Consider the following 14,851-nt stretch of genomic DNA (forward strand, 5'->3'; position numbering starts at 1 on the left):
GACTTTTTCTATTTAAACCTTATTTTAATTAAAGGAGGGTGCTTGCATGATAATAGCATTAATTATACTAATAATCGTTTTGGTGCTTGTAAGATTTTCAGTAAGAGCGGTACCGCAAGGAGAGGAATGGATTATAGAAAGGCTTGGCAGATACCATAGAACTTTAAAACCTGGACTTGCTTTCATAGCCCCTTTTATAGATTTCATAAGAAACAAGGTAAACGTAAGAGAGCAATTCTTGGATGTGCCATCCCAAGCCGTCATAACAAAAGATAACGCTATAGTCCAAATAGATGCTGTATTTTTCTATAGGGTTGTGGACAGCTACAACGCCACTTACAACATTACAAATATAGACGCATCTTTGATACAACTTGCTAAAACAAATCTAAGAGCCATTATAGGCTCAATGGAGTTAGAGCACGCTTTATCAAACAGGGATGAGATAAATGGAAAACTAAGAAACAACCTGTCAGGCATAGAAAGTGAATGGGGCATAGTAATAACAAGAGTTGAGATAAAAGACATACTACCACCAGAAACTATAGTAAAAGCTATGGAAAAACAAATTCAAGCTGATAGAGAAAAAAGGGCCATAATACTGCAATCAGAAGCAAACAGAGAAAAACAACGTTTAGAATCAGAGGGCTATCTAATAGCACAAACAAACAGAGCAGAAGCCATAAAAAGAGTAGGACAAGCACAAGCCGACGTTATATCTATGATAGGAAAGGCTCTTCAAGAGTCAGGCGAAACCGCTGGTCTTTTACAACTGGGTGAGCGTTATATAGAAGCTATAAAAGAGCTATCTTCTTCAAATAGCTCAAAGGTGATAATATTTCCAAACAATATCATAGACGCCATTAAAGGTCTTATAGAAAAATGAGTCCACTTATATGGATAAGCATTGGTATTATACTTTCTATTGCAGAACTACTCCATCCAGCTATGATACTTTTCCCGATAGGATTAAGCGCCATTGTTACCGGTATCTTTGGGCTTTTATTAGAATATTTCACCAAAATCCCTTACGAAAATATGCTTATAACCCAGCTTATCACATTTTTTATAGTTAGCGTTATCAATATATTCCTTCTTCGTAAAATCTCAAAAGAGTGGATAAGCGTAAAAACACCAAAATCCTCTCAACCAGAAAACGCAATACTTGGCAAAGAAGTTTATGCAAAAGAAGACGCCAAGGCAAAAACTATGATAGAAGTTGTCTCTCCATCACCTATATTAGGTGTAACAGAGTGGCACGCCAAAGTTTTAGACGATGTGAAAAATGGCGATAAACTCATCGTAGTAGGTCACGAAGGGGGTATTTTGGTCTGTAAAAAAGCATCTTCTTAAAAATTTTCGTGCTATCATATTTAACTATGAGAAAAAAGCTTATTATTTTAGGTATTTTTAGCCTCGTATTAGCCGGATGCTCTCATCAAGCTAAAAACAATCAAAACACAAGCACCTCCCAAAGCCCAGAAAAGCCACCTCAGGCTATATCTTGCAAAGATTATTGCAAAGAACAATGCCAAGGGCTTACACAAAACTGTGAGACAGACTGCTTAAACGCTTGCTACCCCAAACCTTAACGCTTATATTATATATACTATGATAGCTAAAGATTTAGAATACAATTCTTCCGATATAGTTTGTGAAGGGTATATAGCCTACGAAGAAAGCTCTGACATAAAAAGGCCTGGTATATTGGTGGTCCCCAACTGGATGGGTGTTGGAGATTTCGTAAAAGAAAAGTGTAGAGAACTGGCATCTTTAGGCTATATAGCTCTAGCGGTGGATGTTTATGGAAAAGGCGTAAGGCCAAAGAATAGAGAAGAAGCAGCCAAGCTCTCATCCTCTTACAAAGAAAACTATCTTCTCTTAAGAAAAAGGCTAGTAGATGCTATGGAAGCCCTGAAGAGTTTTGAGCTTTTAAAAGAAGGATATATAGGGGCTATTGGATATTGTTTTGGTGGGACTGCTGTTTTAGAGCTTGCAAGAAAAGGAGTAGATATAAAAGGTGTGGTGAGTTTCCACGGTGGGCTTTCTACATTGGATGTAAATAGAAACCCTATAAAAGCTAAGATATTGGTTTGTCATGGGGTAGATGACCCGTTTGTACCTATGTCTCAAGTGGAAGATTTTATAAAGGAAATGAATGAAAGAAAAGCAGACTATCAAATCATAATGTATAGCGATGCGGTGCATTCTTTCACAGAAAAAGCAGCTGGGGACAATAAATCAAATGGCAGTGCTTACAACGAACTGGCAGATAAACGCTCCTGGAACCACATGCTTTTATTTTTCCAAGAGATATTTAGATGATCAAAACAAAAAGAGTATATGAGCCAAAAGAAGATACTGATGGTTTAAGAATCTTGGTAGATAGGCTTTGGCCAAGGGGTATAAAAAAAGACAAGGTAGATTTATGGCTAAAAGATATAGCCCCTTCGGATAAGCTTAGAAAGTTTTATCATGAGACGAAAGATTTTGAGGCTTTTAAGAAAAGCTACGTAGAAGAGCTTCAAAAAAAAGACATAAAAGAACTTCTAGATTTATCCAAGCAAAACACTATAACACTTTTATACGCTTCAAAAGAACCTCAAAACAACGCAGCCGTCTTAAAGGAGTATCTGGAGTGGACATTAGAAAAGCAAAAATAAAAGATGCCCCATATATACATGAGCTTATAAACGATTATGCCAAAGAAGGTGTATTGTTACCAAGGTCACTTAGCTCAATATATGAAAATATAAGAGATTTTTTTGTAGCAATTGATAATGAAAAAGTGGTGGGAGCCTGCGCTCTTCATATAGTATGGGAAGATTTGGCAGAGATAAAATCTTTGGCGGTGATAAAAGACTACATCAAAAAGGGTATAGGCAAAGCCCTTGTGGAAAAGTGTTTAGAAGAGGCAGCGTATTACAACATAAAAACCGTTTTTGTACTCACATACCAAGTGGACTTCTTTAAAAAGATGGGTTTTAAACTTATACAAAAAGAGACTTTGCCACACAAAATATGGGGAGAGTGCATAAATTGTTCTAAGTTTCCATCCTGCGACGAAATAGCTATGTCTAAGCTTTTAAAAGCCTAAAAACGTTATAATATAAGTATGAAAATAGGTTTTGTGTGCGACAAACATTCAAATAGAAGTATCATAGCAGAGGCGTTAGCCATAAAGATATTAAAAGAACTGGGCTTAAAAGCAGAAGTTTACTCAGCAAGCTTAGAACCAGACACCGAGATACAACCAATCACTTTGGAGCTTTTAAAAGAAAAAGGATTAAATTATGCTTTTAAGAACAACGCTTTAGAGGATATACCTTATGAAGATTTAGACGTGTTGGTTGTAATATGTGACAAGCTTGACAAAACATGCCCATACATCATATCACACAAAAGGCGAGAAACATGGCTAGTGGAAGAGCCGTACGCTATCACTAAAGATGAGATAAAAAAGACCGTAGATAAAATTGAAAGGCTTTTAAAGGAATTTTTTAAGTATGACAAGTTCTCAAAATGAAAAAGATTTTATGGCTTGCCACCAACAAAAATCCAAACTTTGGTGGTATAGAACTCCACAGCATAAGCTTTGTAAAAGCCCTAAAAGAACGCGGTTTTGATATAACTCTCTGCCTTTCAAAAGACAATTTTGTAGATAAACATACGGAAGGTTTTAAAAAATGCTATACCACTACAAACTATTCTTTTGATATAAAAGCTTTTAAAGATATATATAGTTTTTTAAAAACCCAAAACCACGATATATTAGTGGTAAACAACGCCAAAGAATACGAAATAGGGCTTTTGGTTTCAAAGCTTTTAAGAAAAAAAGTAATCGCTTTTAGGCATATGGAAAATCTAAAAAATCCGCTTGTAGCAAAGCTAATACTATCAAAAATGGACATCGTCTATGCTGTAAGTCAAAAGCTAAAGGACGAGCTCGTATCAAAAGGTGTAGACAAAAACAAAGTAAAAGTCCTTTATAACCTTGTAGATGAGGGTAAGGTAGAAAAACCTCCAAAAAATGCCATAAAACTTCTTTTCATAGGCAAAGTAACCGAATCAAAAGGTGTATGGGAATTTTTATATCTTGCAAAAGAGTTAAAACCTTACAAAGAGTTTGAGTTTACGGTAGTAGGTGACGGAGATGCCCTTATGGATGCTAAAGCATTTTCCAAAGAAAACAACTTAAGAATAAGCTTTGCAGGATTTCAAAAAGATACTTATCCATACTACCAAGATGCCGATATAGTGCTTGTCTTATCAAAGTACGATGAGGCTATATCAAGGGTGGCGATAGAGGCTTTAGCAAACGGCTGTGCTTTAATTGGTTCTTACGTAGGGGGTATAAAAGAAGCGATAGAGGAGGGTAAAAACGGATTTTTGGTAAACCCAACCGATATAGAGATTATGAAAAAAACCGTTCTTTATTTTAAAGACAAGGATATACTATCAAAAGCCCAAGAATATTCCTATTATATTTACAAAAACAAGTTTTCAAAAGAAACTATTTTAAAGAGATTTGAAGAAGACATTGCCAATTTGGTATGATATACTTATGAACTGGCTAATCAACCTTATAAAAAAACTTTTTAAAATAGAGTCAAAACAAGAATACGCTTACAAACTAACAATTAGCTTTATAAAGCAATTTGGATTCAGCCCAAACGATAAAGAAGATGTAGATTTCTTCTATGTTACGTTTTTGGAATGGGGAAAAACTAAAAACGGTATGAAAAATCTATATGAGTTTCTTGCCCATGCATATGTAGTGTTTGTCAAACTTCTAAAAGCAGAGCCAAGCACATTAAAATCCTTAGACCCTGATGTAAAAGAAGCCGAAAGAAACAAAAAACACATATTAAAATTGCTTGAATCAGTTATGTCAAAAGCAAAGACGAAAGGCAACTTTGAGAAAATCTTGGAGGCTATAGATAGACAAGATGTCATAGACAACAGTCTTCCTTCTGTGATAATAAGGTTCCTAATACCTTTGATGATAGACAACATTCAAAGATTAAACGTCCAAAACGACCTTGCAAAGTTTGCAAATATAATAGAGTTTTATAGAAGCATAGTAAACCAAGAAGTTTTGTTGTTTTTAGAAAATGTTTTTGGGGCTTATGTAGAAATATACATTAAACACAAAAACGATATAGAAGCTTTTGCCATGGAAACCATAAGAGATTTCAACGCCTTTATAGACATCTACAAAACAGGCGATAAAGAAACTGTAAAAACTTTTATAAAGTACGTAGCACCATACTATGTGCTATTTCATATTAACAACTACAAAGGGTATTCAGAAGAGGTTAAAAATTATTTTGAGGCGCTTTTTAACAACCTAAAGCAAAGATACGAGCAAGACGAAGCGTTGCTACAAGCGGTATTTATAGCGTTATCAAGCATCCTTAAGCTTTCAACCTCTTTAAACGATGTCACGTTATACGTCCAAACCTTGGATAGTTATATAGTAGATTTTATAGAAGTAGCAAAGTCAGAACAAGTAAAAGAAAGGCTCAAAGAAAATAAGATGTTTTTTTACGCCTCTAAAAAAATAAAAAAAGATATTTACACTTCCGAGAACCTTCTCATAAGCTACGTAGCATATGCCATACCAAATCTATTGGAGGCTTGCCAAAGCGTAGATTTGTTTGAATTTTGTAGAACTTTAGTAAAAGATTTAATGGAAACCTTTACCGATATAGAAATAGCTTTTTACTATGTTTATGTTGTATTACCAAGATGGGTAAAAGCCAGCAAAAACCAAGACGCTATATTTGATATGTATGAGAAGTTAAAAAGGCTTTTATACCCTATGCAAAAAGACCTAAACGAGCTTGTAAGATTTTTCTATTTTGATTTCAAAGATTATATGGTATAAATGCTCTTTATCATGGCTTTTAAGATAAAGCACTTTAAATTTTAAAAGCACATATAAAAGGAGGCAAGCGATGAGCTATATACTATCTATAAGCATGTTTCCGGTGGACAAAGGTGAGTCATTGAGTCAATATGTTTCCAAAGTATCCAAGATAATCCATGAATCTGGATTAGATTATGTTATCACCCCAATGGCTACTATGATAGAAAGCAACGACATAGAGCCTCTTCTTGATATAGTGAAAAAAGGCCTTGAGGTGATGAAAGAAGACTCCAATAGAATATATGTAAATATGGCTATAGACTACAGAAAAGGCAATAAGACCGGTAGGCTCAAACAAAAAGTTGAATCCCTAAAGTCAAAAATAGAGGCTTGACTATTCGTAATATTCAGCACCGCAGTTTTCCGTTTCCCATATTATTACTTTTTTAACGTTGTATTTGGCTTTTAGTATATCAAAGAAGTATTTAGCTAAATTTTCTGCGCTTGGAGAAAAATCAAATATATCATTTAAAAGTTTATAGTCTGGCAATATATCGTCAAGATAGTTGTCTATATCCACAAAGTCCACTCCTATGCCGCCTTTATCCAGACTGTCAGCCTCTATGAACACCTCTATACCAAACGTATGTCCATGAAGAGGTTCAGGAGCACCTTTGTAGTAAGTAAGAAAATGAGCCGCGTTAAACTTCTTCCTTACCCTTACAACGTAAGGCATTAGATATCCTCGATGGATTCGCCATTTAGAAGTCTTCTAGCCTTGTTTACCACAGAAAGCACCACAAACCAAAGAGCATGATAATCGGTATTCTCAAACTCTTCTGCCACATCAAGAGTGCCATCTTCTTTTTTAACAAGGTATACATACTTCATAGCTTCAAGACATAGAACTTTGTTTACGCAGGTGGCTAATATCTTATCCTTCATATCTTTTGGTAGTTCAAGTTTTTCCATAACCTCTCCTTTATTCTAAGTTTGCCGATTGTTGCTTTATTTTATCCGTTTCATACTTCATATTCACCGCTATTCGCGATAGTTCTGGAACTTTGTTTGACATCGTAGTTATTTCTCTGTGAAGTTCCTGAGCTACAAACTCCATTTTTTTGCCCTTTTCTACATTAGAAGAATTCAATATTTCAAGCATATGATTTAAATGATTTTCTATGCGAGATAACTCTTCAGATATATCAAGCCTTTGAAGCAAAAACATAAGCTCATTTATAACAATAGGATTTTGCTCTTCCAAGTTAAAGGCTTTTGCTTTTTCCAAAAGCTTCTCTTTCATCAAATTTTCATATTCCTTAAACATATCTTTTGCTTGCTGTAAATATTTCTCTAAAAGCTCCACACGAGATTTTATATCTTTTATTAAAAATGCCCCTTCCTTTTCTTTAGAAAACATTAACTCTTCAAAGGTTTCTTCAAAAAGCTTCATGATATAATCTTTGTCTTGCTCCTTTTTTTCTTGAGAAGCTTTATAATTTTCCATTGCTATATCAAAAACTTTGTCCTCTGAAATATTTATATTGAGAGCAATACAGGTATTTTTTACATCTGTTATTATATTTTTTAAAAGCTCAACATTTATGTGCTCTATATCAGACCTTTGCTTAACATCTATATTGATAAGCACAGTACCCCTTGATATATAGCTTCTTATATAATCTTTTATATATGGTTCTAAAAATTGAAGCTCAGGGGAAGGAATCTTAACAACTATGTCAAGACCCTTCCCGTTTAAAGATTTTATGCTTATAACTATGCTAAAGCCATCAACATCAAAACTCTTATGAGCAAAGCCGGTCATGCTCCTCGCTAAGGAGTTTGCCATGTACCCTCGGCTAGCTTTTCTTCAAAGTCCATTTGGACATTCTGAGATATGCGGTAAGAGCAAAACTCTGGACCACACATAGAACAGAATTTAGCGGTTTTATAACCCTCTTGGGGAAGCGTCTCGTCGTGATACGCTCTGGCAGTTTCTGGGTCTATAGCAAGCTCAAACTGACGGTTCCAATCAAAAGCGTACCTTGCCTTAGACATTTCTAAGTCCCATTCCCTAGCACCAGGCAAGCCCTTGGCCACATCAGCAGCATGAGCGGCTATCTTGTAAGCTATCAACCCCTGCTTTACGTCTTCTAAGTTAGGCAATCCCAAATGTTCTTTTGGTGTAACATAGCAAAGCATCGCAGCACCATACCAACCGGCCATCGCAGCACCTATAGCAGAAGCTATATGATCGTACCCAGGAGCCACATCTATTACCAAAGGACCAAGCACGTAAAATGGCGCTTCATGGCAATATTTTTGCTGTATTTTCATATTAAACTCTATCTGATTCATAGGCACGTGCCCTGGACCTTCCACCATTACCTGTACATCGTGCTCCCACGCTTTTTTAGTGAGTTCACCCAACACCATCAACTCAGAAAGCTGGGCCTCGTCGGAAGCATCCGCTATAGCGCCTGGTCTCAAGCCATCTCCCAGAGAAAAAGATACGTCGTATTTTTTAAATATCTCGCATATCTTATCAAAGTTTGTATAAAGGGGGTTTTGTTTTCCATGCTCCAACATCCATTGGGCCATCAAAGCACCACCTCTAGATACTATACCCATAACCCTATGGGTAGTAAGAGGTATAAACTCTTTCAATACACCAGCGTGTATTGTCATATAAGATACGCCTTGCTTGGCCTGCTCTTCTATTACATCCAATATCAGGTCTTCTGTAACATCTTTTATTCTATTTTTTGCTATCTTAAAAGCCTCATATATTGGCACAGTTCCTATAGGCACATCTACAGCGTTTATAATAGCTTCTCTTGTCTCTTTGATAGCTTCGCCAGTAGATAAATCCATTATAGTATCAGCGCCATATTTTATAGATAGCTTGGCTTTTTCTATCTCTTGTGGTATATCAGACGCTAGCTTAGAGTTTCCTATATTTGCATTTACTTTAACCTTCGAGTTTACACCTATGCACATTGGTTTTAAGTGTCTATGATTTATATTGGCAGGTATAATCATGCGACCTCTGGCTACCTCTTGACGAACAAACTCTGGGTGAAGGCCTTCCACCTTCGCCACATAGCGCATCTCTTCGCTTATAATACCTTGCCTAGCAAGATGCATTTGGGTTTTGTTAGACCAGCTGCTTCTTAGGCTCCAATCTTCTCTCATAAAAGCCTCCAAAAATAGGATAAATAAAATATTTAATAAAAGCCCAAAAAGTCAATAGTTTTTTATCATTCTTTTAAGATTTGAAAAGATACTTGATAATTTATTTTAAGATGGCATCCCCAGCGGGATTCGAACCCGCGTCGCCGGCGTGAAAGGCCGGTGTCCTAGGCCAGGCTAGACGATGGGGACTACCTTATAGGTTTTTTAGTATACCATAAATACAATATATTGTAAATGATATATATTATATTACTTGAGCAAAAGCTATACAATTGTAGACCATGTCTCTACTTTTGTCCGATAAATCGGTTATAAGCGTCAATACTTTTCTAAGGTTATTTTCTCTATAATATTTAAGTATTGTTTTACCTATTTCGTGAAATTCTTTATGAGATTCACCTATCTTCTTAAACAATTTTAGCGCTTTATCACCATACTTAGACTTTACATCTTCTTCGCTTACACTATAATACCACTTCCCAAATTTGCATTCAGTATAATCAAGAGGCACCCAGTCCGTATTATCTATTAACACCGAGAAAAAGTTTTTAACATATATCTTGTGGCTCTCTACCACATCTATTATAGTGACCACAAAATCCTTATCCTTTATTTTGTCCTCATAAGCGCTTTCCTGCAGCAAGCTAATTTCTTGTAATTCTTTGTCGATGGTTTCCAAAAGCTGATTACTTATTCTAACAATAGATGATAAAAGCCTATCTTTAGCATCATGTTGATTTTCTATTTCCATACCTAACACCTCCTATAATACATACCATCATATATTATCTGTTTATTGACATTAGTTAATTTTTTCTTATAAGTTTTTAAATATTTATTATATTTATCATTCACCTATATCATAATGAATAATCTTATCATGGGATAGTAAGCTAAACTTCACTTCTTTGTGGCTATTTACTATAGAAAAGAAAAGCCCTAGAAGAATAGAGCTAACCACTATATTGCTTCCACCGTAAGATATAAAAGGCAAAGGTATACCTACCACAGGCATTATACCCATAGCCATAGCTAAATTTATTAAAGAGTGGAAAAATATAAAAGATGCCACCATAACAACGAATATTTTTTCTGTATACAACCTCAAATAGTAAGATATGCTTAAAAGCCTTAAAACCAAGTATAAGTAAAGTAGCAATATAACTACCGATACCACAAAGCCAAACTCTTCTGCTATTACAGAAAATATAAAATCTGTATGCCTTTCTGGTAAAAATAGAAGGTGCGACTGGGTACCCTTCAAAAATCCCTTGCCAAATATCCTACCAGAACCTATTGATATTATTGACTGTATAAGCTGATAACCACCTTTTGCGTAGTAGGCTTTTGGGTTTATCACGGTGAGGATACGCTCTTTTTGATATGGCTTCATAAAATGCCAAGTTACAATTGGTATAACTATGAGCGTTGGTATCGCATATCTAAAAAAGTTTTTTGGAAATTTAGCAAAAAATACTAAAGACATAACTGGAAGAAGCATTATTACCGCTGAGCCTAGGTCTGGTTGCTTGTATATGATAAGAAAAGGGATACCTATACTAAGAAGTATATATAAGATTTTTTGGGCTTTTAGATAGGGGCTTATGTAAATTATATAGTCCACTATAAGTATAACGGAGGCTTTCATAAACTCCGATGGCTGTATACCCAATGGTCCTATCCCTATCCACCTTTTGGCTCCGTATACGGTTTTACCCACAAACATAACCGCTATCAAAAGAAACAAATTTATACCGTATATCAAAGGAGCTACCGATAAAACAGAGGAAAACTTTACTTTGCTCATACCATACATAATGAACCAGCTAAATATTATATATATAAGCTGTTTTATAAAAAGCCCATATTGAAACCCATAGTTGGTGTAAGTAGAGCTGTAAACTCCTACAAGACCTATTATCTGAATAAGAAGTATTGTTAAAACCACGTCAATGGGACGCATTTATCATATAAAATACAACGGCACTAAACATAAGAGCATCAAACCTATCGAGAAAACCACCATGTGGTCCAAAGACATTTGAAAAATCTTTTATATTGTATTGCCTTTTTATTAGGCTTTTAAAAAGATCACCAAAAACCCCCACAAGGCTTATAGCTATCCCTACAATAAGGCCTTTAGAAAAACCAAAGTAAAATATATCAAACAAAATGCAAAAAGTACTTCCCCCTATAAAACCTTCTATAGTCTTGTTGGGAGATACGCTTGGAGCTAACTTGTGCTTGCCAAAGTTTTTACCTATATAATAACTCATAGTATCAAGTATCCAAACGCTAAGAAGAAGCCCTAAAACGTAATGATTTCCAAGTTCTTTAACTTTATATATAAAACTTGGAAGTATAGAGCTTAAGTTTAGTATAAAAAAACTCTTATAAAAAAAATCTATGTTTTTTGATATTAAAAGCTCCAAAAACACAACTAAAAAAATAGCCAAAAAACCGTAAGCCAAATTGTAAGTGCTAATAAGCATTATAATAGGGGCTAGGAAAATATTTGTACTTGCCTTCGATGTATCTTTTAGCTCTTTTGCCACAAAAAAACTTAGTATGATCAAACCTAAAAGGGTTATAAATTTAAATGACAACAAAAAAGCAAGTGTACCAACGCCTACAAGAAAGCCGTAGTATTCTCTGTTCATTGAATTTCTAATTCAGACCTTGCAAGCGCCGCCTCTATACTATCAGGATAAAGAGATATGAGCTCTTTATAAAGCTTAACAGCCATCTTTTTCTGACCCATCTCTTTGTATATGTTAGCGGCTGAGAAGTAAGCAGACGGTGCCTTGTCACAGGAGGGGAGTTCTCCTTTTTTACACTTATCTATCAAAGAAAGCAGTATAGCCAAAGCTTCGTTGTTGTGATGCATAGCCTTTTCGCTCATACCAAGCCAATAGTATGCGTTGTTTGTAAGTTTTGAATGCGGATACTTTAGGATAAACTCCTTAAAAAGACTTTTAGCTTTTTGATAATGTCCGGATTGATAATATTTATACGCCTCTCCATATAGCTCCTGAGGTGTTTGAGGTGTATTGGATATCAAAGACTTCAAATTTGAAGAAGAACCTGTATTTTGAGGTGGAGCAGTAGAATTTATAATAGTGACAGTGTTAGAAAGATGCCTAATACCTTTGGATGGTGTTATAGCCGGTAAAGAGCTTAAGCTTGAAGGCTGCTCTTGATTTTCATTTATAGGTGGTGGTTGTTCTTCACCTAAATGCTTTGTTATGTTGTTGTAAGCAGAAAGACCAAGCTTTACCCTAAGCTTCGCCAAAGACTCGTCCAAAGAATCAAGCCTTCTATTTATTTCGTTTATCTCTTGTTGCTGGTATTGGTATTGTTGTTGCAACATAGCTATAGGATTTTGACCTTGCTGCACCGGCTGTGCACAAGAACTAAGCAAAATAGACACCCCACTCAATATAAAAAATAATTTCTTTTTATCCATACTTTTATTTTAACATAGTTTGTATTTTGGGTTAAAATAGAAGTATGGGATTTGTACTTTACAATACGCTTAGCGCTAGTTTGGAGGAGTTTGTACCGATAAATCCTCCTCAGGTAAACATATACACCTGCGGTGTAACTGTATACGATAACTCTCATGTTGGGCATGGTAGAAGCCTTATAGTTTTCGATGCTTTTAGAAGATACCTTGAAAAGCTGGGATACCGGGTAAAGTTTGTAAGAAATTTCACGGATATAGACGATAAGATTATAAACAAAGCCAACGAAGAAGGCAAAGATTTTATGAGCATAGCAAATAGATATATAGCAAGCTATTACCTTGACATGGAAGCGATAAATGTAAAACCTGCCAACGTTGAGCCAAGAGTTACAGAACACATGGAAGAGATTATATCTCTCATATCGAAGCTAATAGAGGTTGGTAAAGCCTACGAAAGCGATGGAGATGTTTATTTTTCCATAGATAGCTTTAAAGAATATGGAAAACTTTCCAAAAGAAGTCCAGAAGAACTAGAAGCAGGTGCTAGGATAGAGCCTTCCTCCAAGAAGAAAAATCCATTAGATTTTGCCCTTTGGAAAGCTTCAAAATCCCACGAACCAGGGTGGGAATCCCCTTGGTCTTACGGAAGACCTGGCTGGCACACAGAATGTGTAGCTATGATATTTAAACACCTAGGCGAGACGATAGATATACACGCTGGGGGCATAGACCTTGTATTTCCTCATCACGAAAACGAAATAGCCCAAGCAGAAAGCATAACAGGTAAACCTTTTGCCAGATATTGGATGCACAACGGTCTTGTAACAGTGGGTGGCAAAAAGATGTCAAAGTCCCTTGGCAACTTTGTCACGTTAAAGGACATATATACAAAATATCATCCCGATGTTTTAAGGCTTTTAGTGCTTTTCACTCACTATAGAAGCCCCTTAGATTTTTCTTTTGAAAAAATGGAAGAAACAAAAAAAGCTTACGAAAGGTTAAAAAGCGCCGTAGAAGATATAGAACCACTAAAAGCCATAGCAAAAGAAGGAAACCCAATTCTTAACATAGATTTTTACAGCCTAGAAAAAACTACCCAAGAACAATTTTACAAAGCGCTATCGGAAGATTTCAACACATCGCTGGCTTTGGCCCACGTGTTTAATGCAGCAGGAGAATTAAATAGAACAAAGACAGAAAGTTTTAAAGTGGGTTATATCACGCCAAAAGAGCTTGAAGGATATATATTTTTAGCCAACAGCCTAAAACAAACGTTAAAAGATATTTTTGGGCTTTTAGAAGAGAACACCTTAAGCACAACGTTAAAAACTTTGGAGCCTGCTTCAAGCGTAAACATATCAACAGAGTTTTTAGAAATTCTGATAAACGCCAGAAACTTAGCCAAAGAGAACAAAGATTTTAAAGTAGCGGACTTCATAAGAGATGAGCTTTTAAAACAAGGCATAAAGCTTGAAGATACCAAAGCTGGTACAATCTGGAAAAAACTCTGATGCCTTTTTATATCAACGTTGGCAGATTTGCTCTATCTAGCTTTGGGCTTATGATGACGATATCCCTTTTTATATCCTATGTGCTAGCTCTACAGATATCTAAGCACATTGGTATACTAAAGTCTCAAACAGAAAACATATTTTTGGCAGGCACTTTATCTGGTATCGTTTTAGGAAGGTTTTTTTACATTGTCAAAAACCATGATCAGATACCAAATTTATTGGGTATTTTCCAGATATGGAACGGCGGGGTAGATTATTATGGGACTTTAGTAGGGGCTATACTTGGTGTAGTGCTAGTGGCTTGGTTTTACAACATACCCATTCTAAAAGCCCTAGACATAACATCTGTGGTAGGCTCTCTAACCCTTGGACTTGGTTATATATCTGCTGGTTTTGTAGGGTTTGGCTTTGGAAGACCAGTATCTTCCGAAGTAGACGTAACTCCAGGATTTCACATGCTAAAGAAATTCCCGTTCTTTTACATAGTATACAAGTTTGGAGAAATAGCACCACCCTCTATCCCATTTTATCCAGTACAATTTATGTATGGTACACTATTTATAATTTATAGCATATTGCTTATTTACTATATAATAAAAAAGCAGGAAAGGTTTCCAGGAGAACTTTTTTCTATATTTCTCATATTTTATGGATTTACAAGCGTAGTGGTAGGGTATTACAGCACAAGCCACGTTATCTTTAAAAACATCACTGTAGAGCAGTTTTTCGGTGCTTTTGTATTGTTATCTGGGCTCGTCATACTGTGGCTTTTAAAATATGAAAAAATCAACGCCTAAGAGTCTG

At 35.6% G+C, this 14,851-nt stretch carries 20 protein-coding genes and 1 tRNA gene; 12 read left to right on the forward strand and 9 right to left on the reverse strand.

The window, feature by feature from the left end; genetic code table 11:
* Positions 1 to 46: 46 nt before the first annotated feature.
* From ACYQZV_RS00485 to ACYQZV_RS00530, 10 genes are all read left to right on the forward strand, one after another.
* The gene (locus ACYQZV_RS00485; protein WP_459892080.1) at positions 47 to 886 is read left to right on the forward strand and encodes an SPFH domain-containing protein; all 840 of its coding nucleotides are present in this window, start codon (positions 47 to 49) and stop codon (positions 884 to 886) included.
* Positions 883 to 1,353: an NfeD family protein gene (locus ACYQZV_RS00490; RefSeq protein ID WP_459892082.1), complete on the forward strand. Its 471-nt coding sequence runs from the start codon at positions 883 to 885 to the stop codon at positions 1,351 to 1,353. Before ACYQZV_RS00485 ends, ACYQZV_RS00490 begins: the two co-directional genes overlap by 4 nt.
* Before the next feature lie 26 nt (positions 1,354 to 1,379).
* Complete coding sequence (locus tag ACYQZV_RS00495; RefSeq protein WP_459892084.1) at positions 1,380 to 1,592, forward strand: hypothetical protein; 213 nt, start codon at positions 1,380 to 1,382, stop codon at positions 1,590 to 1,592.
* A 19-nt stretch (positions 1,593 to 1,611) separates the two neighbouring features.
* The gene (locus ACYQZV_RS00500; RefSeq protein WP_459892086.1) at positions 1,612 to 2,325 is read left to right on the forward strand and encodes a dienelactone hydrolase family protein; all 714 of its coding nucleotides are present in this window, start codon (positions 1,612 to 1,614) and stop codon (positions 2,323 to 2,325) included.
* Positions 2,322 to 2,663 carry a DUF488 domain-containing protein gene (locus ACYQZV_RS00505; protein ID WP_459892088.1) on the forward strand — a complete coding sequence of 114 codons (342 nt, stop codon included), beginning with the start codon at positions 2,322 to 2,324 and terminating at the stop codon, positions 2,661 to 2,663. The genes ACYQZV_RS00500 and ACYQZV_RS00505 overlap by 4 nt, the downstream gene beginning before the upstream one ends.
* A complete protein-coding gene (locus tag ACYQZV_RS00510; protein ID WP_459892090.1) occupies positions 2,639 to 3,097 on the forward strand; it encodes an N-acetyltransferase in 459 nt (152 codons plus the stop codon). Before ACYQZV_RS00505 ends, ACYQZV_RS00510 begins: the two co-directional genes overlap by 25 nt.
* 18 nt (positions 3,098 to 3,115) lie before the next feature.
* Positions 3,116 to 3,526, forward strand: a complete 411-nt coding sequence (locus ACYQZV_RS00515) for an arsenate reductase/protein-tyrosine-phosphatase family protein (protein ID WP_459892092.1) — start codon at positions 3,116 to 3,118, stop codon at positions 3,524 to 3,526.
* Positions 3,523 to 4,557, forward strand: coding sequence for a glycosyltransferase family 4 protein (locus ACYQZV_RS00520; protein WP_459892094.1), 1,035 nt, complete (start codon positions 3,523 to 3,525; stop codon positions 4,555 to 4,557). The genes ACYQZV_RS00515 and ACYQZV_RS00520 overlap by 4 nt, the downstream gene beginning before the upstream one ends.
* 7 nt (positions 4,558 to 4,564) lie before the next feature.
* Positions 4,565 to 5,890: a hypothetical protein gene (locus ACYQZV_RS00525; RefSeq protein ID WP_459892096.1), complete on the forward strand. Its 1,326-nt coding sequence runs from the start codon at positions 4,565 to 4,567 to the stop codon at positions 5,888 to 5,890.
* A gap of 70 nt (positions 5,891 to 5,960) precedes the next feature.
* On the forward strand, positions 5,961 to 6,266 hold the full coding sequence (locus ACYQZV_RS00530; protein WP_459892098.1) for an MTH1187 family thiamine-binding protein: 306 nt from the start codon (positions 5,961 to 5,963) through the stop codon (positions 6,264 to 6,266).
* Here the strand turns inward: ACYQZV_RS00530 and ACYQZV_RS00535 are convergent, their stop codons facing one another.
* From ACYQZV_RS00535 to ACYQZV_RS00575, 9 genes are all read right to left on the reverse strand, one after another.
* Positions 6,267 to 6,608, reverse strand: coding sequence for a 6-pyruvoyl trahydropterin synthase family protein (locus tag ACYQZV_RS00535; RefSeq protein ID WP_459892100.1), 342 nt, complete (start codon positions 6,606 to 6,608; stop codon positions 6,267 to 6,269). It lies immediately after the preceding gene.
* Positions 6,608 to 6,844: a hypothetical protein gene (locus ACYQZV_RS00540; protein ID WP_459892102.1), complete on the reverse strand. Its 237-nt coding sequence runs from the start codon at positions 6,842 to 6,844 to the stop codon at positions 6,608 to 6,610. Before ACYQZV_RS00540 ends, ACYQZV_RS00535 begins: the two co-directional genes overlap by 1 nt.
* A gap of 10 nt (positions 6,845 to 6,854) precedes the next feature.
* Positions 6,855 to 7,697: an endoribonuclease YicC domain-containing protein gene (locus ACYQZV_RS00545; RefSeq protein ID WP_459892104.1), complete on the reverse strand. Its 843-nt coding sequence runs from the start codon at positions 7,695 to 7,697 to the stop codon at positions 6,855 to 6,857.
* A gap of 8 nt (positions 7,698 to 7,705) precedes the next feature.
* Positions 7,706 to 9,067 carry a phosphomethylpyrimidine synthase ThiC gene (gene thiC, locus ACYQZV_RS00550; RefSeq protein ID WP_459892106.1) on the reverse strand — a complete coding sequence of 454 codons (1,362 nt, stop codon included), beginning with the start codon at positions 9,065 to 9,067 and terminating at the stop codon, positions 7,706 to 7,708.
* Between the two features lie 111 nt (positions 9,068 to 9,178).
* Positions 9,179 to 9,256 (reverse strand) — tRNA-Glu (locus ACYQZV_RS00555).
* 55 nt (positions 9,257 to 9,311) lie between these two features.
* Positions 9,312 to 9,818, reverse strand: a complete 507-nt coding sequence (locus tag ACYQZV_RS00560) for a CZB domain-containing protein (protein ID WP_459892108.1) — start codon at positions 9,816 to 9,818, stop codon at positions 9,312 to 9,314.
* 96 nt (positions 9,819 to 9,914) lie between these two features.
* Positions 9,915 to 11,030: an FtsW/RodA/SpoVE family cell cycle protein gene (locus tag ACYQZV_RS00565; protein WP_459892109.1), complete on the reverse strand. Its 1,116-nt coding sequence runs from the start codon at positions 11,028 to 11,030 to the stop codon at positions 9,915 to 9,917.
* Positions 11,017 to 11,727, reverse strand: coding sequence for a phosphatidate cytidylyltransferase (locus ACYQZV_RS00570; protein WP_459892111.1), 711 nt, complete (start codon positions 11,725 to 11,727; stop codon positions 11,017 to 11,019). Before ACYQZV_RS00570 ends, ACYQZV_RS00565 begins: the two co-directional genes overlap by 14 nt.
* Positions 11,724 to 12,533: a tetratricopeptide repeat protein gene (locus tag ACYQZV_RS00575; RefSeq protein ID WP_459892113.1), complete on the reverse strand. Its 810-nt coding sequence runs from the start codon at positions 12,531 to 12,533 to the stop codon at positions 11,724 to 11,726. The genes ACYQZV_RS00570 and ACYQZV_RS00575 overlap by 4 nt, the downstream gene beginning before the upstream one ends.
* Before the next feature lie 44 nt (positions 12,534 to 12,577).
* Between ACYQZV_RS00575 and cysS the strand changes: the two genes are divergently transcribed.
* Positions 12,578 to 14,044, forward strand: coding sequence for a cysteine--tRNA ligase (cysS, locus tag ACYQZV_RS00580; protein ID WP_459892115.1), 1,467 nt, complete (start codon positions 12,578 to 12,580; stop codon positions 14,042 to 14,044).
* Entirely contained in the window at positions 14,044 to 14,844 is an 801-nt protein-coding gene (locus ACYQZV_RS00585) for a prolipoprotein diacylglyceryl transferase (protein WP_459892117.1), read from the forward strand. Before cysS ends, ACYQZV_RS00585 begins: the two co-directional genes overlap by 1 nt.
* The last annotated feature ends 7 nt before the right edge of the window (positions 14,845 to 14,851 follow it).

Source organism: Hydrogenobaculum acidophilum, from assembly GCF_054656715.1.

Excerpts from the sequence above, each read along its gene's own strand:
- ACYQZV_RS00485 (WP_459892080.1), top strand. The coding sequence starts at position 47 with ATGATAATAGCATTAATTATACTAATAATCGTTTTGGTGCTTGTAAGA.
- ACYQZV_RS00490 (WP_459892082.1), top strand. The coding sequence starts at position 883 with ATGAGTCCACTTATATGGATAAGCATTGGTATTATACTTTCTATTGCA.
- ACYQZV_RS00495 (WP_459892084.1), top strand. The coding sequence starts at position 1,380 with ATGAGAAAAAAGCTTATTATTTTAGGTATTTTTAGCCTCGTATTAGCC.
- ACYQZV_RS00500 (WP_459892086.1), top strand. The coding sequence starts at position 1,612 with ATGATAGCTAAAGATTTAGAATACAATTCTTCCGATATAGTTTGTGAA.
- ACYQZV_RS00505 (WP_459892088.1), top strand. The coding sequence starts at position 2,322 with ATGATCAAAACAAAAAGAGTATATGAGCCAAAAGAAGATACTGATGGT.
- ACYQZV_RS00515 (WP_459892092.1), top strand. The coding sequence starts at position 3,116 with ATGAAAATAGGTTTTGTGTGCGACAAACATTCAAATAGAAGTATCATA.
- ACYQZV_RS00520 (WP_459892094.1), top strand. The coding sequence starts at position 3,523 with ATGAAAAAGATTTTATGGCTTGCCACCAACAAAAATCCAAACTTTGGT.
- ACYQZV_RS00525 (WP_459892096.1), top strand. The coding sequence starts at position 4,565 with ATGAACTGGCTAATCAACCTTATAAAAAAACTTTTTAAAATAGAGTCA.
- ACYQZV_RS00530 (WP_459892098.1), top strand. The coding sequence starts at position 5,961 with ATGAGCTATATACTATCTATAAGCATGTTTCCGGTGGACAAAGGTGAG.
- ACYQZV_RS00535 (WP_459892100.1), bottom strand. The coding sequence starts at position 6,608 with ATGCCTTACGTTGTAAGGGTAAGGAAGAAGTTTAACGCGGCTCATTTT.
- ACYQZV_RS00540 (WP_459892102.1), bottom strand. The coding sequence starts at position 6,844 with ATGGAAAAACTTGAACTACCAAAAGATATGAAGGATAAGATATTAGCC.
- ACYQZV_RS00545 (WP_459892104.1), bottom strand. The coding sequence starts at position 7,697 with ATGACCGGCTTTGCTCATAAGAGTTTTGATGTTGATGGCTTTAGCATA.
- thiC (WP_459892106.1), bottom strand. The coding sequence starts at position 9,067 with ATGAGAGAAGATTGGAGCCTAAGAAGCAGCTGGTCTAACAAAACCCAA.
- ACYQZV_RS00560 (WP_459892108.1), bottom strand. The coding sequence starts at position 9,818 with ATGGAAATAGAAAATCAACATGATGCTAAAGATAGGCTTTTATCATCT.
- ACYQZV_RS00565 (WP_459892109.1), bottom strand. The coding sequence starts at position 11,030 with ATGCGTCCCATTGACGTGGTTTTAACAATACTTCTTATTCAGATAATA.
- ACYQZV_RS00570 (WP_459892111.1), bottom strand. The coding sequence starts at position 11,727 with ATGAACAGAGAATACTACGGCTTTCTTGTAGGCGTTGGTACACTTGCT.
- ACYQZV_RS00575 (WP_459892113.1), bottom strand. The coding sequence starts at position 12,533 with ATGGATAAAAAGAAATTATTTTTTATATTGAGTGGGGTGTCTATTTTG.
- cysS (WP_459892115.1), top strand. The coding sequence starts at position 12,578 with ATGGGATTTGTACTTTACAATACGCTTAGCGCTAGTTTGGAGGAGTTT.
- ACYQZV_RS00585 (WP_459892117.1), top strand. The coding sequence starts at position 14,044 with ATGCCTTTTTATATCAACGTTGGCAGATTTGCTCTATCTAGCTTTGGG.